Origin of the sequence: Methylobacterium sp. DB0501, assembly GCF_011043735.1 — a bacterium.
Classification (GTDB): domain Bacteria; phylum Pseudomonadota; class Alphaproteobacteria; order Rhizobiales; family Beijerinckiaceae; genus Methylobacterium; species Methylobacterium alsaeris.
This window is the reverse complement of record NZ_JAAKGV010000027.1, coordinates 76,749-97,044: the sequence shown is the minus strand read 5'-3', so window position 1 is coordinate 97,044 and position 20,296 is coordinate 76,749. Positions and strand designations below refer to the sequence as shown.

Sequence of the window (20,296 nt, the reverse complement as noted above, 5' to 3'; positions counted from 1 at the left end):
ATGATCAACGAGCACGAGTTCGGCAACGGGACGGCGATCTTCACGCGGGACGGCGACGCGGCGCGGGAATTCGCGCACCAGATCCAGGTCGGGATGGTGGGGATCAACGTGCCGATCCCGGTGCCGATGGCGTTCCACTCGTTCGGCGGCTGGAAGGCGTCGCTGTTTGGCGACCACCACATGCACGGGCCGGAGGGGGTGCGGTTCTACACCCGCCTCAAGACCATCACGACCCGCTGGCCCACCGGCATCCGGGCCGGAGCCGAGTTCGTGATGCCGACCATGAAGTGACGGCGACGACGGCGAAGGAGACGGCGACAGGCCGGAATCCCCTTCGCCGTCTCCCGGCCGGAAGAGGCACCGACGATGAGCGATCCCAGCCGACACGGCGCAACACCTCTCGATCCGGCCTCACGCGAGCCCCTGCGCATCGCGATCAACCTCGCCAATGCGGCGCTCGTGCAGGTCGGCGGGCACGACGGCGAACCGCACGGGATCGCCGTCGATCTCGGCCGCGCTCTCGGCGAGTGGCTCGCCCGCCCGGTCCGCCTCGTCTCCTTCCCGTCGGCCGGCGCCCTCATGGCCTCCGTCGGCGACGGGGGATGGGACGTCGCGTTCATCGCCGTCGATCCGGCCCGCACCGATCGCGTGGCCTACAGCCGCCCCTACCTCAGCATCGAGGGCGTCTTCGCCGTCCGGGAGGCGAGTCCGTTCCGGAGCGGGGACGACGTCGACCGGCCGCAGGTGCGGGTCGCCTCGGCGAGCGGGGCCGCGTATCACGGCCATCTGGTCCGGTCCCTCCGGCACGCCGCACTGGTGGCGATGCCGACGCCGGGCGATGCCCTGCACCGACTCCGCGAAGGCGAGTGCGACGTCGCGGCGGGCGTGAGGCAGGCCGTCGCGTCATTCGCGGCGCGGCACGGCGACGTCCGCGTCCTGCCGGGCCGGTTCACGACGATCGACCAGGCGATCGCCGTGCCGCTGCACGGCAACATCACGGTGAGGTCGTTGGACGAGTGTCTCGATCGGCTGACGGGATCGGGCGATCTCGATCGTCTGCTGATGAAGAACGGGCATGGTGCGGGCGGATGACCGATTCGCCGATCGCCGGATCCTCCCGGGCATGACGGCCGGAAGCGGTCGACCGCACCGGTGATGGGACGATTGCCGACCGCGGATGGGGCGATGAACGCGCCGACTTTCGTCGCGTGGACGCTCCCCGGGAGCGTGCCGGTCGCCGCCTGCCTCACCGGACCGGCGGTGGCGCGGACGGCGCCCGCGGGCGAAGCCGCCGAGGGCAAGCGCGTCTGCGGCGCCGGCAACCCGACCGGCGCGGCGGCCGGCGACGCCGAAGGTCGAGCTCCTGACCTTCCTGACGGCCTTCGGCGGACGCGCCTTCGACGCCGGGGGCCGCTCGCTGATCGACACGCGGGAGTTCCGCGGCAAGGCGGTCAGACGATCCCCGCCAGCCGCTCGATGTCCCCTGCCGATTCACCCGCGAGCCATTCCGCGATCTCGGCGACGACCGGGTTCAGCGGGCGCGACTTCGGCGCCAGCAGTGTGTGGAAACGCCCCGTGCGCAGCCGCCAGCCGGAAGCCGGCACCAGCGTCCCGGCGATGAGCGCCGTCGAGACGACGCTGACCCAGCCGAGCGCGATGCCCTCGCCGTTCAGCGCCGCCTGCAGGATGATCGCGTAGTCGGAGAATTCGTGCCAGATCCCGGGGGCCTTCCCCGGCCCCCTCCTGCCCGGATCCCCCTTGCCCGGCGGCGTCCCCCAGAGCTTCGGCGAATGCTCGCTGAGATGCAGGAAGACGTGTCCCGCCCGCCCGCTCTCCTCCCACGGCCCCCGCGCCGCGCGGTAGGCCGGGCTGCAGACCGGCAGGATGATCTCGGGTGCGAGGTCCCAGCGATGGTACTGGCCGTCGTCGGGCAGGATGCGCGTTGCCAGGTCGACATTGTCCGGGATCGCCCGGAGGATGCCGGGAATGAGGTCGAACCGCAGGTCGACCTCCGGGAAGGCGGCGTTGAACCGGCTCAAGCGCGGCAGGAGCCAGTGCGCGACGAAGGAGCTGGACAGCGACAGGGTGACGACCTGGCGCCGCGTCCGCGTCCGCGCCCGGATGCGCAGCAGCGCCTCGCCGATCCGCTCCAGGCCGTCATGCACCGCCATGTGGAGGTCGCGGCCGTCGCCGGTGAGGACGAGCCCGCTCGGCCGCCGCTCGAACAGGGGCACGCCGATCGCAGCCTCCAGCTGCGCGATGTTCCGGCTTACCGAAGGCTGGCTGATGTTGAACTCGGCCGCTGCCGCCGTGAAGCTGCCCCGGCGCGCCGCCGCCTCGAAGATCAGGAGCCCCCGCGCAGAGGGCACGAGGCGGGAGAAGCCGTCCATACGCTGAGCGTATGGGCCGGGCCACGCCTTTTCAAGCTGGTGCCCCCCGCGGCGATCCCCGAAGCTGACCGCACGATCCCGAGGGCAGCGGACCGGTCGGCAGCAGGCCGGCCAACCCGCCGCTGCGGCTCACGGCGGGCGGTGACGATGCGATCGATGGATGCGACGGACGAGCCCCGGCCTGCCACGAGCGGCGACCCGCTGCTGACGCCGTTCCGGCTCGGGCGGCTGCCGCTGCGGAACCGCATCGTGAGCACGAGCCACGCCTCGATGCTCGACGACGGCGGCATCCCGGGCGAGCGCTACCAGCGCTACCACGAGGTCAAGGCGCAGGGCGGCCTCGCGATGACGATGGTCGGCGGCTCGGCGATGGCCTCGCCGGATTCGAGCTGGGGCGGCGGCCAGCTCAACCTGTCGGGCGACGGCGTCGTCCCGCACCTGCGCGCCCTGGCGGAGCGGATCCACCGGCACGGCGCGGCCGTGATGTGCCAGGTCTCGCATCTCGGCCGCCGGGCGACGGCCTACGGCGCCCACTGGCTCCCGGTCCTGGCGCCGTCCCGCATCCGCGAGACCCGCAACCGCAACTTCCCGAAGGAGATGGACCACGCCGACATCGCCCGCATCGTCGCCGATTACGCGGCGGCGGCCCGGCGCTGCGCCGAGGCCGGCCTCGACGGCGTCGAGACGGTCACCGGCGGCCACCTGATCGGCCAGTTCCTGTCGCCCCGTACCAACACCCGGACCGACGCCTATGGCGGGTCGATCGAGAACCGCGCGCGCTTCGGCCTGATGGTGCACCGGGCCATCCGCGAGGCGGTCGGGCCCGATACCGTGGTGGGGATCCGCTTCGTCATCGACGAGGGCGTCGCCGACGGCTTGAGCTTCGGGGATGCCGTGGCGGCGGCGCGCCTGTTCGAGCGCGAGGGCGGGATCGACTACATCAACTGCATCTACGGCCGGATGGATTCGGACCTCGTCCTGACCGAGCACAACATGCCGGGGATGTTCCAGCCGGGCGCCCCGTTCCTCGACCGGGTGGCGCAGTTCCGGCGCGAGACCACGCTGCCGCTGATCCACGCCGCCGGCATCCGGGACGTCGCCACCGCCCGGCACGTCATCCGCGAGGGCATCGTCGATCTCGTCGGGATGACGCGGGCCCACATCGCCGATCCGGACATCGTCGCCAAGATCTTGCGCGGCGAGGAGGAGCGGATCCGCCCCTGCGTCGGGGCCTCGTACTGCCTCTACAAGAAGGTCAACTGCATCCACAACCCGGCGAGCGGCCGCGAGACGGTGCTGGCGCATACGGTCGAACCCGCGGAACGATCCCTCAAGGTGGTGGTCGTCGGCGGCGGTCCGGGCGGGCTCGAGGCCGCGCGGGTCTCGGCGGAGCGCGGGCACCGGGTCGTCCTGATGGAGGCGGGCGCCCGGCTCGGCGGGCAGATCCTGGTCGCGACCGCGGCGGCCGAGCGGCGCGACCTGATCGGCATCGTCGACTGGCGCGTGGCCGAGCTGGAGCGTCTCGGCGTCGAGACGCGCCTCAACGCATTCGCCGAGGCCGACGACATCCTGGCCGAAGCGCCCGACGCGGTCATCGTGGCGACGGGCGGGGTCCCGGACCTCGACTGGCTCGACGGCGCGGAATTCTGCGACAGCGTCTGGGACGTGCTGACCGGGTCCGTACCGGGCAAGGACGACGCGCTGATCTATGACGGCACCGGCCGGCAGGCGGCCCTGTCCTGCGCGTTGCGCCTCGCCGGCGAGGGCAGGACGGTGACGGTCGCGACGCCCGACGACGCGCTGGCGCTGGAGATGCCCTATTCGGACCGGACCGGCTTCCGCAAGCAGGTCGCGGAACGCGGCATCCGCTCCCTGGTCGACGCGCGCCTGACGAAGGTCCTGCGCGCCGGCAACCGGCTCGTGGCGATCCTGAGCAACGAATATACCGGGCACGAGATTCGCATCGAAGCCGCGCAGGTGATCGTCGAGCACGGCACGGTTCCGATGGACGACCTCTACGGCGCCTTGCGCGGCCGTTCGGCGAATGACGGGGTGACGCGCCTCGACACGCTGATGCGGCGCGGGGACGACCCGCCGCCGGCCGCCGGCGGCTTCGTGCTGCACCGCATCGGCGACGCGGTGTCGAGCCGGGACATTCACTCGGCGATCCACGACGCCTACCGCCTCGGCTCGGGGCTCTGACCTCCGGGACGATCCCACTTTTTCCGCGGCACCGATCCGAGAGGGCACCCCATGACCGATTCCGTCGTGACCAACTGGACCCGCTCGGACGAGGCGCGCATCGCGGACGCCGTCCGCCGCGGTGCCTCGCGCCGCGAGCTCCTGCGCGGTCTGGCCTTGTCCGGCGTCGCGCTCGGCGCCGGCGGCGCGATCCTCGGCCGGGCCGGCGCCGCCGTCGCCCAGACGCCGCGCTCGGGCGGTGCGTTGCGCGCGGCGGGCTGGTCGTCCTCCACCGCCGACACCCTCGACCCGGCGAAGGCGTCGCATTCGGCCGATTACTCGCGCTGCTGCGCCTTCTACAACCGCCTGACGGTCCTGGATGCCAGGGGCGACGTCCAGATGGAGCTCGCCGAGAGCATCGAGAGCCGGGATGCCCGGACCTGGACGGTGCGCCTGCGCAAGGACGTCACCTTCCACGACGGCAAGGGCCTGACCGCCGCCGACGTGATCTACTCGCTCCAGCGCCACGCCGATCCCCTGGTCGGCTCCAAGGTGAACGCGCTGGCCAAGCAGATGACCGGGTTCCGCGCCCCCGACGACCGCACCGTCGAGATCACGCTGGCGAACCCCAACGCCGACCTGCCGACGATCCTCGCCATGCACCATTTCATGATCGTGGCCGACGGCACCCGGAGCTTCGCCAAGGCGAACGGCACCGGCGCCTTCACCTGCGAGGTGTTCGAGCCGGGCGTGCGGTCGGTCGGGCTGAAGAACCGGAACTACTGGAAGCCGGGCGCGCCATACCTCGATTCGTTCGAGTTCATCGCGATCTCGGACAACACCGCCCGGGTGAACGCGCTGCTCGCCGGCGACATCCAGCTGGCGGGCGCCATCGATCCGCGCTCGATCCGGTTCGTCGAGAGCCGGCCGGGAGTGACCTTCACCAAGAGCAATGCGGGCAACTACACCAATCTCAGCATGCGCCTCGACATGGCGCCCGGCGACAAGGCCGGCTTCGTCGAGGGCATGAAGCACCTCCTGAATCGCGAGCTGATCCAGAAATCGGCCCTGCGGGGCCTCGCCGAGATCGGCAACGACCAGCCGGTCCCGCCCTCGAACAAGTACTTCAACCCGGAGGTGAAGCCGCGCGCCTTCGACCCCGAGAAGGCGAAGGCGCTCTTCGCCAAGGCCGGCCTGACGGGGCAGACGATCCCGGTCGTCGCCTCCGACGCGGCGCCCTCCTCGGTCGACATGGCGGTGATCCTCCAGCAGGCGGCCGCCACGATCGGGCTCACGCTCGACCTTCAGCGCATGCCCTCGGACGGCTACTGGTCGAACTACTGGCTGAAATCCCCGGTCTGCTTCGGTAACATCAACCCGCGGCCGACGCCCGACATCCTGTTCTCGCTGTTCTACGCCTCGTCGGCGCCCTGGAACGAGACCCGGTACAAATCCGAGACATTCGACCGGCTGCTCGTCGAGGCCCGCGGCCTGCTCGACGAGGGCAAGCGGAAACAGATCTACGGCGACATGCAGGCGATGATCGCCGACGAGGCCGGCAGCGGCATCCCGGTCTTCATCTCCAACGTCGACGCCCATGCGAGCAAGCTGAAGGGCCTGCAAGCCAACCCGCTCGGCGCGATGATGGGCTTCGCCTTCGCCGAGCACGTCTGGCTGGAGGCCTGATACGGCCTCCCGCCCCGAATGCATGTCGGGCGCGTCGACCATGCGGGCTACGGCGTTCACGTATCTCGCTCTGGGGCTCGTTTGATCGGATCCCCCAAGTCGACGCCCCCGATGTCATTCCGAGCTGCGCGGCGGAGCCCGGAGCGACATCGGGGCGTCACGACCGTCGAGCAAGTCAAACAGGCTCCGAGAGAGGGGCGACGCGCCTTGTGCTCGACTCCGGCAGATCGGGCGGGGATCGTCTCACCCTTCCCCGGGCGCGAACCGCCCGTAGCCGCCGTCGCAGTAGAGGAGCGGATCGGTCGTGCGCGCGCCGATCGCGCCGGCAATCCGGGCGATCAGGACCGAATGCGTGCCGTAATCGTGGCAGGCATCGGTCGCGCAGAACAAGGTCGCCTGCGCCTCCTCCAGCCAGGGCAGGCCCGCGATCGCGGCGTCGGCGTCCTGCAGCCGGCGCCAGGTGCCGTGCGCGAAGCGCATCGCCGAGGGCGATTCGGCGATCGCGGCCGCGAGGTCGCGGTGGGGAGCGGCCATGAGGCCGAGGGAGAAGGCGCCCCGCCCGTGCAGGGCCGCGTGCGCCGAGGCGGTGCGGTTGACGCAGACGAGGAGCGAGGGCGGGTCCATCGAGACCGAGCTGACCGCCGTCGCCAGCATCGCGTGACGCACAGCGCCGTGCTCGGTGGCGATCACCGCCACGGTCGAGCCGAAGCCGCGCCACACCTGACGGAAGGTCTCGGCATCGCCCGGCCGCAGCACGGGACCGGCCTCGTCTCCGCTCATCGCCCCCGCTCCCCGATCGCCGCCCCTGCCGCAACGCAAGCTCTCATAGGGCATCCGGACCGCCATCGTCATGTCACATCCTCCGACGGGCCAGGGCGTGACGGGTGGGCGGCGTGGACAGGCCGAGATTGGCCCGCAGCGTCGCACCCTCGTATTCCTCGCGGAACAGGCCGCGGCGCCGCAGCTCGGGCACGACGAGGCGGGTGAAGTCCTCGAGGCTGGAGGGCAGGGTCGGGCACATCAGGATGAAGCCGTCCGCCGCGCGGGTCTCGAACCATTCCTGCATGAAGTCGGCCACCTCCGCGGGCGTGCCGGTCAGCCCGTTGCCGGTGTGGCGCCGGGCGTAATGCGTGATCAGCTCGCGCATCGTGTGGCCCTGGCTCACGAACTCCTTCAGCTCCTCGAACATCGCCTTCGAGCCCTTGGCGGTCGCGGGCATCCGGTCCATCGGGAACGGCTTGTCGAGGTCGGCGCCGTGGAGGTCGGTCTCCAGGAATTCCTGCAGCATCAGGAGCCCGACATCGGGGTGCATCAGCTTGACCAGCGCCTCGGCCTTCGCCTCGGCCTCCTCCCGCGTTTCGCCGACATTGACGACGATGCCGGGCAGGATCTTGAGGTCGTCCGTGTCGCGGCCGTAAGCCGCCATCCGCCCCTTCACGTTGGCGTAGAAGGCGCGGTTCTTCTCGATGTTCGAGGCGAGCGAGAAGACCATCTCGGCGGTGCGGGCGGCGAGCTCCATGCCCTGCTCGGAGCCGCCGGCCTGGGCGATCACCGGCCGCCCCTGCGGCGTGCGGGCGATGTTGAGCGGGCCGCGGACCTGGAAATGCTTGCCCTTGTGGTTGAGGGCGTGGAGCTTGTCCTTGTCGTGGTAGACGCCGCTCTCCCGGTCGAGGAGCAGGGCGTCGTCCTCGAAGCTGTCCCAGAGCCCGAAGACGGTGTCGATGAATTCCTCGCCGCGCTCGTAGCGCTCGGCATGCGGCGGCAGCCCCTCGCGGTTGTAGTTGTAGCCGGTCTCGTCGTGGTCCGAGGTCACGACGTTCCAGGCGATGCGCCCGCGGGAGATGTGGTCGGCGGAGGCGAACAGCCGGGCGACGTTGTAGGGCTCGTAATAGCTCGTCGAGGCCGTCGCCACGAACCCGATCCGGTCGGTGTGCTGCGACAGGGCGGTGATGGCGGTGATCGGCTCGAAGCGGTTCATCTTGGTCGGGTTGCGGGCGAGCGCGCCCGCATCGCCGACCGCGCTCGCCGGGCTGTCGGCGAAGAACATGAAGTCGAGCTTTCCCGCCTCGGAGATCTTGGCGCAGCGGATCAGGTGGCCGAGGTCATTGGCGCCGCGCACGTCGCTGTCCGGGTGCAGCCACGCCGCCGGATGGAAGCCGAACGTGTAGACGAACGTACCGAGCTTGAGCGTGTCCGGGCGGGGCATTCGCGGGTCTCCTCGATGACGGGGGCTCGGCCTGCGGCCTCACCGGAGGACGGGGGCTCGGCCCGCGGCCTCGCCCGGGCGGCGCGGCACGGTGTCGACCGGTGCAGTATGCCCGGGGGCGGGCTTGCCGGGACCGGAGAAATTCTGACTCATGCTTTAGAAAATCTGTCGGCGCCGGTCCCCGGGAGGGCCGGCGGGGCGGCAGGCGCACGAGGCCCGAACCGTCATGTCTCCGCTGTCATGTCTCCCCTGCCCCCGCTGAAGGCGCTCCAGGCCTTCGACGCCCTCGGGCGGACCGGCAGCCTGACGCTGGCCGCCGCCGATCTCGGGGTGACGCCGGGGGCGGTCAGCCAGCAGCTGCGCAAGCTCGAGGCGTCGGTGAAGGCGCGGCTCGTCGAGCATGACGGGCGGGCGTTACGCCTGACGCCGCTCGGGGCCACGTACCACGCGCAGATCCGCCAGGGCTTCGCGGCCTTCACGCAGGCCGCCGCCACGCTACGCGACGCGACCGCGGACGTCATCGTGCTGTCCTGCCTGACGACGGTGCTCGGCAAGTGGATCGGCCGCCGGATGCACGACTGGACGGAACTCGACGCCCAGGCCCGGGTCTCGCTCGTCGGCAGCGACGCCGAGCCGGACTTGAGCCAGGGCGCGGCCGACCTTCGGATCTATTACGGCGGCCGCCTGCACCCGCCGCACCACGCCGAACTCTTCACCGATTACAGCGTGCCGGTCTGCGCGCCCTCGCTGATCGCCGGGCAGCGCCTGTCGGGGCCGGAGGACATCATGCGCTTTCCCCTGCTCCACATCGCCTGGGACCCGCGGTTCGGCGCGAATCCGGGCTGGGCGGAATGGGGCCGGCGGATCGGCACGAGGCCGCCGCCCGCCAACCTCACCTACGGGCTGTCCGGCAGCGCGATCGACGCCGCGCTCGCCGGCCAGGGCTTCGTGCTCGGGCAGCTGGCCTTCATCGGGCCGGAGCTGGAGACCGGCAAGCTCGTCATCCCCTTCGACCTGCGACTGCCCCTGCCGGAGCCCTATTACCTCGCCTGGAACCCCGATTCCCTGAGGAAGACCGGCGCGCGGGCCTTCCACCGCTGGCTCCTCGGCGAGGGCCGGGCGCAAGGCCTCGTCTCCGCCCCGCCGTCATGAGGCCGCGACGGGGTCGATCTCGATCACGACGAGATCGACCGGGCTGCCGCCCGAGATCGTCGCAGAGCCCTCGCCCAGGAGCGCGTCGCGGCGGCCGAGCGGCACCGTCCGGCCGTCCACGACGACGGTCGAAGGGCCGACCGCGACCACGACGATCCAGCCTCCGCTCGCCGCGAAGCGCGGGACGGTGCCGCGAAGCCGCTTCACCTGCGGCCGGCAGGCCGAGCGTCGGGTCATCACGTTGAGGTCGGTGATCGCCCCGGCGACGAGGCGAGCGCTCGCCGGAGCGTCGCCCGGGAAGGCGAGCGGCGCAGCCGCCGGCGTCAGGCGATGCGTGCCGTGCCCCTCGACGGCGAGATCCATCCCCTCGCCGTCGAGGACTGCGAGCGTCCGGTCGATGCCGGGAAACAGCGAGAACGGCCCGTCCGCCGCGACGCTCGCCATCGAGACGCGCCAGTCGAACCCGCCGAGCCCGGTGCCCGGGGGATGAACGGCGATCTCGGCAGTCTCGCCGCCGCCGTTCTTCCACGGCATGCGCACATGGTCCTCGGCCTTCAGGAGGCGCATGGGGCGTGATCCTTCTCGGTTGGCGCGGGCGACTGCTCGGCACAATGAAAGGTGCGGGTTTGCTCCTCTCCCGCGGGCGGAGAGAGGGGAAAGCTCAGGCCGCTCCATGCCCTGGACGGCTCCGCCGCTGCCGGACATAGCCGCCAGGGATGCATCGGCGCGAAGCCGGGTCCGGCCGCGCGTCGCCGCGCTTCCGCCTCACGCCCGAGCGCCCTTCAGCACCTCCGCCGCGGCAGCGAGCCGGCCCAGCAGGGCACCGAGAACCGGCCGCAGGCGCGCGGCCTTCGCCTCGTCGAGCGCGAAGGGCGGCGCTTCCGTCGCGAGGTGCGAGTTCTGCGCCAGCTCCATCTGGATCGCGTGGATCCCGGCCTCGGGGCGGCCGTAATGCCGCGTCGTCCAGCCGCCGCGGAAGCGGCCGTTGACGATGCTGGTATAGCGGTCGGCGGCGGCGCAGGTCTCGGCCGCCGCGCGTTCGATCGCCGGGTCGCAGGTCCGCCCGCCATCGGTGCCGATGTTGAAGTCCGGCAACGTGCCCGGAAACAGGAACGGGATCCGCGAGCGGATCGAGTGGCAGTCGTAGAGCACCGCGATCCCGTGCCGCGCCTGCACGCGGGCGATCTCGGCGGCGAGCGCCGCGTGGTAGGGCGCGTGGAACCGCGCGACCCGGTCGGCGATCCCGGCCGCGTCCGGGGCCGCGCCGTCCCGCCAGATCGGCGCGCCGTCGAAATCGGTCGCGGGAACGAGGCCGGTGGTGTTCTGGCCGGGATAGAGGCTGGCCCCCGTCGGGTCGCGGTTGGCGTCGACCACGTAACGATGGAAGGTCGCCCGCACGGTCGTGGCATCCGGCAGCAGCCCCGCGTAGAGTCGGTGGATGTGCCAGTCGGTGTCGCGAAGGCAGCGCCCCTCGTCGTTCAGCCGCTCACCGATGTCGGGCGGAACCTCCGTGCCGGTATGGGGAAAGGCCAGGATGACCGGCGAGGCTCCCTGCGCGATCTCGACCGGGCTCACCGCGCCGCCTCCAGGCCCGGCAGGAGGCCGGGGGACGGGCTCGCCTCGATCACGCCGTCGGCCACCAGGGCGGCGGCGATGCGCAGGTCGCCCGCGAGGTAGCGGTCGTCCTCCAGGGACGGGACGGCGGCGCGGATCGCGGCGAGCGCCCGTTCCAGCTCCGGGCTCGTGCGCAGCGGTCCGCGCAGCTCGACGCCCTGCGCGCCGGCCAGGGCCTCGATGCCCAGGATGCCGAACAGGTTGTCGGTCATCGCCAGCAGGCGGCGGGCGCCGTGGCAGGCCATCGAGACGTGGTCCTCCTGGTTGGCGGAGGTCGGCGTCGAATCGACCGAGGCCGGGTGGGCGCGCTGCTTGTTCTCGCTCATCAGCGCCGCCGAGGTCACCTCGGCGATCATCAGCCCGGAATTCAAGCCCGGCTTCTTCGCCAGGAAGGCCGGCAGGCCGAAGGACAGGGCCGGATCGACCAGGAGCGCGATCCGGCGCTGGGCGATCGCGCCGATCTCGCAGACCGCGAGGGCGATCTGGTCGGCCGCGAAGGCGACCGGCTCGGCGTGGAAGTTGCCGCCCGACACGACCTCGCCGTTGGACAGGACGAGGGGGTTGTCGGTGACGGCGTTGGCCTCGATCTCGAGCGTGCGACCGGCCTGGCGCAGGAGGTCGAGGCAGGCCCCCGCCACCTGCGGCTGGCAGCGGATGCAGTACGGATCCTGGACGCGCTCGTCGCCCTCGACGTGGCTCTCGCGGATCGCCGAGCCGTCGAGGAGCGCCCGCAGGGTCGCGCCGGCATCGATCTGGCCCCGATGGCCGCGAAGCTGATGGATCTCGGGGTGGAACGGCGCCGAGGACCCCATGGCGGCATCCGTGGACAGCGCGCCGGTGACGAGCGCCGTGCGCAAGGCCCGGAAGGCGCGGAACAGCCCGGCGAGCGCCAGCGCCGTCGAGACCTGCGTGCCGTTGATGAGCGCCAGCCCCTCCTTGGCGGCCAGCACCACCGGCTCCAGCCCGGCGCGCCGCAGCGCCTCGGCGCCCGGCATCCGCTCGCCCTCGAGGAACGCCTCGCCTTCCCCGATCATCACGGCGGCCAGATGGGCCAGCGGCGCGAGGTCGCCGCTCGCGCCGACCGAGCCCTGGCCCGGGATCGCCGGGACGACGCCGCGCGCGAGCATCGCCTCGATGAGGCGCACGAGTGCCGGCCGCACGCCCGAGGCGCCACGGCCGAGCGAGATCAGCTTCAGCGCCATCACGAGGCGCACCACGTCGGCCTCCAGGAGTTCGCCGAGGCCGCAGCAATGCGACAGGATCAGGTTGCGCTGGAGGGTGGCGAGGTCGCCGGGCGCGATCCGGATGGAGGCCAGTTTCCCGAAGCCGGTATTGATGCCGTAGATCGGCGCCTCGCCCTCGGCGATCGCCGCGATCCGGCTCGCGCCCCGTGCGATGGCGGCGTCGAAGCCCGCATCCAGCCGCGCCGCCGCGCCGTCGCGATAGACGCGCTCGAGATCCTGGAGCGTCACGCGGCCGGGATGGAGAATCAGAGTCATCGCAAGGTCCTCGCTTCCTGAAGCGGTGCGCGCGAGCCCCACGGCCGCTCCGATGCCGCGCGGCATCGACATCCCCCGCGCCGTCGGCCGGCGAGCGTGGCGGCACGCCTGTCTCGTTACGGCATTATGTATAGACATGTAATCCCGCTTGGCAAGCGCGGCGCGCGTCCGGCGCAGCCCCGGCCGGCCTGCCGGGATCGGTCGTTAACCGGTCGCCGCCATGCTCGGGGGATGTCCAATGCCGAGATCGCCGACCTCCGGCTAAACGCCCTGGCGGCCGCGCGCGGTCCCGCCGCCTCGTCGCTCAAGACCTATCGCCGCGACCTCGCGAGCTGTCCCGGCGGGCGCGGCCTCGCTGCCGTGACCCGCGACGACATGGTGGCGTATCGCGCCGATCTCGACCGGGACGCCCTCCCGCACTCGACGATCAGCCGGCGCCGCTCGGTCGCCCAGGGGCTCCATCGCTTCCCGGTGGCCGAGGGGAGCGGGTCCGGGAATCCGACGACCGAGCTCCAGCTGCGCCCGGCCTTCGCGATCCGCCTGCTGCAGAACGGCGCCGACCTGCGGGTGATCGGCGAGCTTCTCGGCTGCGCCGATCGCGGCACGACCGAGGTTTACACCGAGGCGGACGTCTCGCCGGCGCAGCGGATGGTCAGGCCTCCCCTGTCGGGGAACCGGTCGGAGTCGAGCCCCGGGGCGGCGTGACCGGGGATCGCGGGCGGGACCGTGACGGGCTTTCAATCGAGAAAGAGAGCATGTCACACCTCGCGACCATCGCATCGACCCTGGTCTCCGTCATCCTGCCGGTCTTCGGCCTGATCGCAATCGGGCGCCTGATCATCCGGTTCGGCGTCGTGGATAAAGCCGAGACCAAGGGGCTGACGAGCCTGATCTTCTGGATCCTGCTGCCGTCGCTGCTGTTCCTGTCGATCGTCGGCAGCCGGACCCCGCCGCGCCTCGACGTGATCGGCCTCTACTTCGCCGTGGCGCTGCCGGTCTTCGCCCTCTCGGTCCTCGGCGGGATCGCGCTGCTGCGCATGACCATCGCCCAGGGCGCCTTGTTCGGGCTCAACGCCGCGTTCGGCAACACCGTGCTGCTCGGCATCCCGATCGTGGGCGGGATCTGGGGCGGGCCGGGCCTCGCCGTCCTCCTGTCGATCATCGCGGCGCACTCGCTCCTGCTCCTGCCCGCGGCGACGGTCCTCGTCGAGCTGGACCGGGGCGAGCACCGGCGCCCCCTCCTCCATACCCTGCGGGACACGGTCGTCGGCAGCCTGAAGAACCCGATCATCTCGTCGATCGTGGCGGCCACGCTCTGGAACGGAACCGGCCTCCCGGTGCCGGAGGCGTTGCGGCGGATCCTCGACCTCCTGGCCCAGGCCGCGCCGGCGCTCGCACTGATCAGCCTCGGCGCCTCGCTGCCGGTCTTGCGCCGCGGCACCATCGGCCCGCCGGTCCTCGCCGCGGTGGCGATCAAGCTCGCGGTGATGCCGCTCTGCATGGGCCTGGTTGTCGCGATGGCCTCCGTGCCGCAGCCGGCCGGGATCATCATGATCGTCACGGCCGCGCTGCCGACGGGCGCGAACGCGTTCCTCCTCGCGCATCGCTCGGGCGCGATGATGGAGGTCTCGGCGGCCACGGTCGTGGTCGCCACGGTCGTCTCCGTCGCGACGCTCACTGCGATCATCTCGGCGGCGCTCTAGCAGGTTGCCGAAACAGGGCTTCGCTCGTCGCGTGCAGCGTGATTCACCCTCGTGCATCAGCGCAAGGTTTGTCAGTGCGTTGCCAGAATTTCCGAAGCAACTCGGTGTTTTCGTCCGCGGATCTTAAGCGCCGCATTCGGCGTGATCATCCCTTCAGAACGATCCGGACGTTGGTCCACGAGTCGCCCGCGACGATCGATGGACTCTGCAGGGTACTGCCGATCGCCCCGTCTGCGTGCCCATGTCGGCGACCGAGCCCTGGCCGCCTGACCCAAGACACTTCCGAGAAACCTAGTGCGGTTCAGACTCCGTTCCAAGGCATCTTCAAGGTCAGGAGCAAAGACTCAGGCCGGTTCAAGGTCGGCCGGCACCACCTCGTTCCGAAATCAGACATCTACATCGCACCCGAGCAGGCCGAGCGTAACGCAAGTTTACACCTTGTGCGCAGAGATAGCAGAGGTTCAGATAGCCGGATGCCTTCGCCTTAACGACATATGCCTATACAGCATGCGCGCACGGTCCTATAATATATCGCCTCACGCATATCTGCTAAGAAGAAATGCAAACATGTTGCAGCCAAAAATTTTTGTATCCCCATAATTTATTGCTATCGCTGAGGCAAAAATTTAATCTTTCATCTATAACATGATAATCTACATTGGTCATTCTCGAAAATTCTTCAACAAGGCGCGCTCTGAAGATTTTCATTCTTGATATTGTTGAGCTTCTAATTAATTCTGGATCAATATCTCCCCGTAGACGCCGGGCTTTGAACTCATGCACTCCGTCGGCCACTGCGCCAGGAGACGCCTCGACAATCAGAGAATTATAGCTATCGTAAAAATCTGATCTTCCCCCCAAGGAAATTGTACTCACTACCGGAAGTCCACAGAGCAAGTATTCAGCACTTGCATAACATGCGCCTTCGACTTCAGAAAGTGCGAGCCCACAATTCGCTTGGCATAAGATATCGGTAATTTGCTCTTCAGGAATTGATTCATATATTTTGGACGCAAAATCTGATATATCAAAACTTTTTATTTTTGCCTCATGGGCACTGGTGTCATATGAAATCGCCACAATATCCGCGACATCTTGCGCCAGATAATGACGTTTGAATAAAAAATTCTTGGCATTAATAACTGCATTATATAATATAGTGCTGTGCTTAATATAAAGCTGCCTCTCCGAGAGAAAAGAGGCATTGTTGACATGCGCTGACGCAATTTCAGGCATAATAGCACGTGCGCGATGCAGCTCAGAGGCTGAATTCATCAAAAAAATAATATTTGACAATATGAGATTTTTTGCATGTGGATATTTCTCGCATAGTTGTTCTATGAAATTTTTGCAAATTACGCACTTATCATCATCGAAATTCCAGGAAAACGATAAAGCAAAAAAAACTCTCGATATGTCAGTATTGCCTATTATACCATCCAAAGCGCCAAGACTCTCATGCAATAGGATTATTTTTAAATTATCATCGTCATGGAAAAGGCGAATAGGCGCCGGCTTATTCTGATGATCATACCCTATGAAATTCATAGCGACCTCATATGTACTGACATATTACTACATATCCTCAGCATATTCAAAGATCTTGCCAAAATAATCGCGCTCCTCCCAAAATCAACACGCGCCGCGATCTGAATTCAGATCCAGCCGCCTTATAATAATAAATCAGTTTTGCAATGGCAAGGTGTATCCTCATCTAGAGCACGCTCTATAGTATCGAGCTTGCCCCGCCCCTAAGGTTCATGCACGCTTTGCGTAGCCATTTGTGAATTGATTCACGCTAATGATGTCATGTTCAGCCCGCCCCATCGTGGATGACATGAACATTCCCGCCGCCATCCTGGCGTTCCGCATCGCGCAGTCCGTATGGCAACACGACGATCACCTTGTTGTTCCGACACAACTGGACGCAACCGGTGGTCGATGTCCCGATTGCGGTCCTAAGAGCCAGTCCATCCGTAACTGCTACCACCGCCATCCCGCCGAACTGCCGCTATTGGCATCGCGGATCACGCTGCGCATCGAGGTGCGGCGATTCTACCGCGTCAATCCGGCTTGCCGACGCTGGACCTTCGCCGAAACACCCATGAACCTCCGCGCGCCCGGCATACCCGGCGGCTTCGCGAGGCGCAGGCCAGGGTCGGTATCGCCTGCGGAGGTCGCCGAGGGTTGCCACGAACAGGGACGTGCGTGCGGGCTCCTCACCGAGCGTCTCACCTGGAACTCGCCGAAGTCGATCTGCATCTGCTCGCCTGGCTGCGTCTCGAATCGCTTCGTTGTCCGGCCCGCGGCGACCAAGCCCGCGCTCGTGAACTTCGATGTATTCGGCGCCGCCGCGAGCGGCGTGCGCGTGAACCTCTTAGCTGCCGACCCGCCTCAATAGACCGGATTTTGAACAGCCCCCCTCCCCTGCTCATCCGTTCGTCCCAGTCCCCCGGCACCTTCGTGACGGCGGGTCGCGGGTTCGCCCGCGCGCGCTCGGCCGCCGGCAACGTGCGAATACTGGTGGCCGAGGGGTCACTCCTCGACGGCTGCGCGGGCATCGGGACGGGCGAGTTCCCGGGCTATACGGTCGTTGGGGTTCATGGGCCGGACGGCCGCTACCGCCAAAGTCACCGTGGTCGAGTGATCCAGGATTAAAGCTATGCACCGCCTCGCCACTACTCTTTTGATCGCCGCCGCGCTTCCGGCAACCAGCGCTCGCGCCGAGATGCGCATGCCATTTGCAGACCCGGACGGGATCGCGCCGGGCGTCCGATCCGGCAGCACCAGCGACGGGTCGACGATGAGCGTGACAGCGGCAGGTGCAAGCATCGCGCGCACGAACGCGGATCGCGCAGGAGAGGTCATCAACGCGCTCGACTACACGACCCTGACGGCAGCGGCGAACCGGGCCGCCAGCACCGGTCGGCCGCTGCGGCTGCCCGCTGGATCGTACAGCTACCTGTCCGGCCCCTACCTAACGATCGCGGCCGATGTCATAGTCGAGCCCGGGGCGGTGCTGTCGTGCGGATCGAATAACCTCCAGTTCACCGGGACGGTCACGGCGGGGCCGTCGCGCATCTTCGCGGATGGCTGCACCCCGGGCTTCTACGCGGCGCCCAGGCAGCGCGAGGTGTCTCCCGAGTGGTGGGGCGCCATTGGGGACAGCACGGGCGCGGTCGGCAGCGGCACCGACAGCACCAGCGCGATCCTGGCCGCGATCAACAGCGGCGCCAGTACGATCAGGCTGTGCGGGTCATGCACGTACCGCACGACTGCGACCCTTTCCGTAACGCGGTCCAACTGGAATTTCCTGGGCGCCTCACGCGACAGCACGCGCTTCATCTTCGATGACCCCACGGCGACTGCGGACTGGCTCTCGGTCGGCGGGCATGCCGGCGGCATCAGGATCGCGGACATCAGCGTCGCCCGTGCCCAGGCGGCGACGGCCGGTGCGCTGATCCACCTGACCGACTCGTATTACGTCCGCATCGACAGCAACGCGATCGGCGGCGCGAACGCCTGGAACGGGATCGCGATCGACGGCGCGTCATACAATCCCAATCAGATCTATATCGAGCGCAACCAGATCAGCGACGGCAAGAATTCCGGCATTTACCTGTACGGCGGGACCCTTGCAACGCGTCCGGCCGACATCATCATTGAAAATCATAACTACATCAAAGGATGGGTCAAGGGCATCGAGCACAAGGGTTACGGCGATGGAATATTCGTAAATCAGAATATCATCTTTAAAAACGGCTGGAGTTTGTATTTTGATTATAACGGCGGAACGAAAAACATCAATAGTAGCAAAATTCGCGGGAACGATCTCGACTCGAATACCAATGGCGCTTTTTTCAACGGGTTCGACGCAAGCCATTTTCAACAAAACTGGTTCGCAACCGGCGGCCCACTGGTCTGCACGAACTGCAACGGCATCGTGGGGGACGGCAATAACTTTGCGGGGGGCACGAGCGGCTTGACGCTCAACGGGTCCTCGAACATCAATTTCACCGGCAACGTCTTCTCGGGCATGGCCTCTCCGGTGAAGATCAACGACGCCGGCTCGACGAACAGCCGTTACATCAGCATCACGGGATCGACGTTCGCCTTCGGCACCGGGTACTTCGTCACGTTCACCGGCAGTCCATCTTACGTCACGCTGGGCGTCCAATCCGACAACAATGTTTCGGGCGTGGCCACCGGAGGGGCTAGCCATCTCACAGTCTTGGGGCCGCAATCATCCAACAACCAGAACAACAATCCATATTCTTCTATTCTTTATGGGCAATCTAACTCGATTTCCAAACCAAACTCGGGCGCCGGCGGTTTCGGCAACAACGTGAACTGCTACGGATGCTTTGCAACTGGGCAATATAATAACGCAATCGGCACGATCTCCCGACTCGGCGGCTATCAGGCGGGCGATGACGGCTTGAACGGCGCCGATTGCTGGGCGTCGGGTAGTCCCGGCCCTGACAGCCTCGGCGGCTCGGGGCTGGCGATGACGTGTCAGCATGTGCTGCGGCAGGTCTCGACATCGACATCGCCTGTACGGCTAACATCGAACCAGGCCGCAGCCGGGTCCGCGAACTGCGTCAACCTGCCCAACAATGCCCACATGCAGCTCGAACTCCGGGTGTCGGGGCGCGACACCTCGTCGGCCGGCAACTGGGCCGACTGGGCCGCGACCGGGGTCAACGCCCTCGATCGCGGCGCCTCGGCAGCCGCCACGACCTACAGCGGCGCGTTCAGTACCGCGACCGCGGCCCAGGCCTCGGCCGGAGCCGGCTCGGCGGCCTCGCTTCAGGTGACCGCCGATACGTCGAACGGGTGCCTCGACGTGAGCGTCACGGCCCCGAACACCAACGCCTGGCGATGGGTGGCCTACGTGCGCAGGGTGAAAGTGCAGTAATCACGGCTGCAATGGTATTATCCGGGATATCCGCTGACGCTCCCACAACGCAGCATATTCCGCCTCTCGCCAATCATGCCCCTTGCTTGATGACGGGGGAAATTGATCGAAGGCAATCCTTCCATTCGACATTGATATAACTGGGTTGCCTAAATTATTATCCTCAATAACCAGCAGATCAAACTCCGCGTGAGGCCAGAGCCGAACCAGCATATCATATAGAGCGTGACTGTTTTTGAGCTTTTCTTCGTCTGGATATGATTGCGTGGAGTTAACGCCACCCTGGCGAACGAAGAGTATCGATCCGCTGCGCATGGCATCATGCAGTCGCTGGACGCGGCGATCGTACTTTCCTCGCACCGCGTTCAGGTGTGACTTAAAGTCCTCCGAAACTTGGCCTGTTCCGGGTTTGTGCGGAAAATCGTGATGGTATTTCAGCCAATAGCGCTTAGATACAACCGTAGAGCAATTATCTACAATAAGCATTTCATCATTATCAAACATATTTGAGAAATTTGATCTCAATACTGAGAGTGTTGGGTAATAATCGGAAATCCACCAGTCAAACGGGAAAGCTTCAGGCTGTTTAAGCTGCTTTCTTATATTCCAGGCAGGGGTACAGTTTGACCCAAGACTGATAATCCAATCGTATTCTTTATCAAGCATCGTTCCAGGCCCCGGTTTGCTGCCCAACCTACACGAGCAGTCTTGGCGCCGTCCACTCCCCCCGGCGCCGATGGACACAGGGTCAACGCTCTGGCCCTAAGAGCGCCGACGCCCAGCCCTCCGTGATTTCGTGCGCGCCATCACAGCGCACGCGCGGACGGCCTCTCCGCCACCAAAGTATACTAAAAAACGCGATGGCAGGCGCTGGGCTGACGGCTCTCGTTGAAGCAATCCGTCCTTGATTCGACGAACTAAGTTCAGTAAATTACTAGAGCGTGTTA

Annotated in this window: 17 protein-coding genes; 9 read left to right on the top strand and 8 right to left on the bottom strand. The window is 67.1% G+C overall.

What is annotated here, in order from left to right:
- Together G4G93_RS30405 and G4G93_RS30400 are read left to right on the top strand one after the other, a co-directional pair.
- On the top strand, positions 1–291 hold a 291-nt coding region (locus G4G93_RS30405; protein WP_165089796.1), incomplete at its 5' end, for an aldehyde dehydrogenase family protein.
- A 75-nt stretch (positions 292–366) separates the two neighbouring features.
- Complete coding sequence (locus tag G4G93_RS30400; RefSeq protein ID WP_165090496.1) at positions 367–1,092, top strand: transporter substrate-binding domain-containing protein; 726 nt, start codon at positions 367–369, stop codon at positions 1,090–1,092.
- A 359-nt stretch (positions 1,093–1,451) separates the two neighbouring features.
- On the opposite strand, the gene G4G93_RS30395 is transcribed toward G4G93_RS30400, so the two are convergent.
- Complete coding sequence (locus G4G93_RS30395; protein ID WP_165090494.1) at positions 1,452–2,390, bottom strand: LysR substrate-binding domain-containing protein; 939 nt, start codon at positions 2,388–2,390, stop codon at positions 1,452–1,454.
- Between the two features lie 156 nt (positions 2,391–2,546).
- Between G4G93_RS30395 and G4G93_RS30390 the strand changes: the two genes are divergently transcribed.
- On the top strand, positions 2,547–4,592 hold the full coding sequence (locus G4G93_RS30390; protein ID WP_246737118.1) for an FAD-dependent oxidoreductase: 2,046 nt from the start codon (positions 2,547–2,549) through the stop codon (positions 4,590–4,592).
- A 51-nt stretch (positions 4,593–4,643) separates the two neighbouring features.
- Positions 4,644–6,257: an ABC transporter substrate-binding protein gene (locus G4G93_RS30385; RefSeq protein ID WP_165090490.1), complete on the top strand. Its 1,614-nt coding sequence runs from the start codon at positions 4,644–4,646 to the stop codon at positions 6,255–6,257.
- A gap of 243 nt (positions 6,258–6,500) precedes the next feature.
- Here G4G93_RS30385 and G4G93_RS30380 read toward each other — a convergent pair whose 3' ends face one another.
- Together G4G93_RS30380 and G4G93_RS30375 are read right to left on the bottom strand one after the other, a co-directional pair.
- The gene (locus tag G4G93_RS30380; RefSeq protein ID WP_165090488.1) at positions 6,501–7,037 is read right to left on the bottom strand and encodes a flavin reductase family protein; all 537 of its coding nucleotides are present in this window, start codon (positions 7,035–7,037) and stop codon (positions 6,501–6,503) included.
- Positions 7,038–7,110: 73 nt separating this feature from the next.
- The gene (locus tag G4G93_RS30375) at positions 7,111–8,463 is read right to left on the bottom strand and encodes an LLM class flavin-dependent oxidoreductase (protein ID WP_165090486.1); all 1,353 of its coding nucleotides are present in this window, start codon (positions 8,461–8,463) and stop codon (positions 7,111–7,113) included.
- Between the two features lie 240 nt (positions 8,464–8,703).
- On the opposite strand from G4G93_RS30375, the gene G4G93_RS30370 reads away from it, so the two are divergent.
- A complete protein-coding gene (locus G4G93_RS30370; RefSeq protein ID WP_165090484.1) occupies positions 8,704–9,615 on the top strand; it encodes a LysR substrate-binding domain-containing protein in 912 nt (303 codons plus the stop codon).
- Here G4G93_RS30370 and G4G93_RS30365 read toward each other — a convergent pair.
- The 3 genes from G4G93_RS30365 to hutH form a co-directional block, all read right to left on the bottom strand.
- Complete coding sequence (locus G4G93_RS30365) at positions 9,610–10,182, bottom strand: HutD family protein (protein ID WP_165090482.1); 573 nt, start codon at positions 10,180–10,182, stop codon at positions 9,610–9,612. The genes G4G93_RS30370 and G4G93_RS30365 overlap by 6 nt on opposite strands.
- 198 nt (positions 10,183–10,380) lie before the next feature.
- A complete protein-coding gene (gene hutG, locus G4G93_RS30360; protein WP_165090480.1) occupies positions 10,381–11,190 on the bottom strand; it encodes an N-formylglutamate deformylase in 810 nt (269 codons plus the stop codon).
- Positions 11,187–12,728 carry a histidine ammonia-lyase gene (gene hutH, locus G4G93_RS30355; protein WP_165090478.1) on the bottom strand — a complete coding sequence of 514 codons (1,542 nt, stop codon included), beginning with the start codon at positions 12,726–12,728 and terminating at the stop codon, positions 11,187–11,189. The genes hutG and hutH overlap by 4 nt, the downstream gene beginning before the upstream one ends.
- Before the next feature lie 231 nt (positions 12,729–12,959).
- Between hutH and G4G93_RS30350 the strand changes: the two genes are divergently transcribed.
- Positions 12,960–13,433: a site-specific integrase gene (locus G4G93_RS30350; protein ID WP_165090476.1), complete on the top strand. Its 474-nt coding sequence runs from the start codon at positions 12,960–12,962 to the stop codon at positions 13,431–13,433.
- A gap of 50 nt (positions 13,434–13,483) precedes the next feature.
- Positions 13,484–14,431 (top strand): AEC family transporter, encoded by a 948-nt coding sequence (locus tag G4G93_RS30345; protein WP_165090474.1) that lies wholly within the window; start codon positions 13,484–13,486, stop codon positions 14,429–14,431.
- Between the two features lie 549 nt (positions 14,432–14,980).
- Here the strand turns inward: G4G93_RS30345 and G4G93_RS30340 are convergent.
- Positions 14,981–15,979, bottom strand: a complete 999-nt coding sequence (locus G4G93_RS30340) for a glycosyltransferase (protein ID WP_165090472.1) — start codon at positions 15,977–15,979, stop codon at positions 14,981–14,983.
- Positions 15,980–16,268: 289 nt separating this feature from the next.
- Here G4G93_RS30340 and G4G93_RS30335 point away from each other — a divergent pair, with 289 nt between their 5' ends.
- Positions 16,269–16,832, top strand: coding sequence for a hypothetical protein (locus tag G4G93_RS30335; protein ID WP_165090470.1), 564 nt, complete (start codon positions 16,269–16,271; stop codon positions 16,830–16,832).
- 261 nt (positions 16,833–17,093) lie between these two features.
- The gene (locus G4G93_RS30330; protein ID WP_165090468.1) at positions 17,094–19,349 is read left to right on the top strand and encodes a right-handed parallel beta-helix repeat-containing protein; all 2,256 of its coding nucleotides are present in this window, start codon (positions 17,094–17,096) and stop codon (positions 19,347–19,349) included.
- On the opposite strand, the gene G4G93_RS30325 is transcribed toward G4G93_RS30330, so the two are convergent.
- Positions 19,350–20,015 (bottom strand): DUF1796 family putative cysteine peptidase, encoded by a 666-nt coding sequence (locus tag G4G93_RS30325; RefSeq protein ID WP_165090466.1) that lies wholly within the window; start codon positions 20,013–20,015, stop codon positions 19,350–19,352. It abuts the gene before it with no gap.
- Positions 20,016–20,296: the final 281 nt, after the last annotated feature.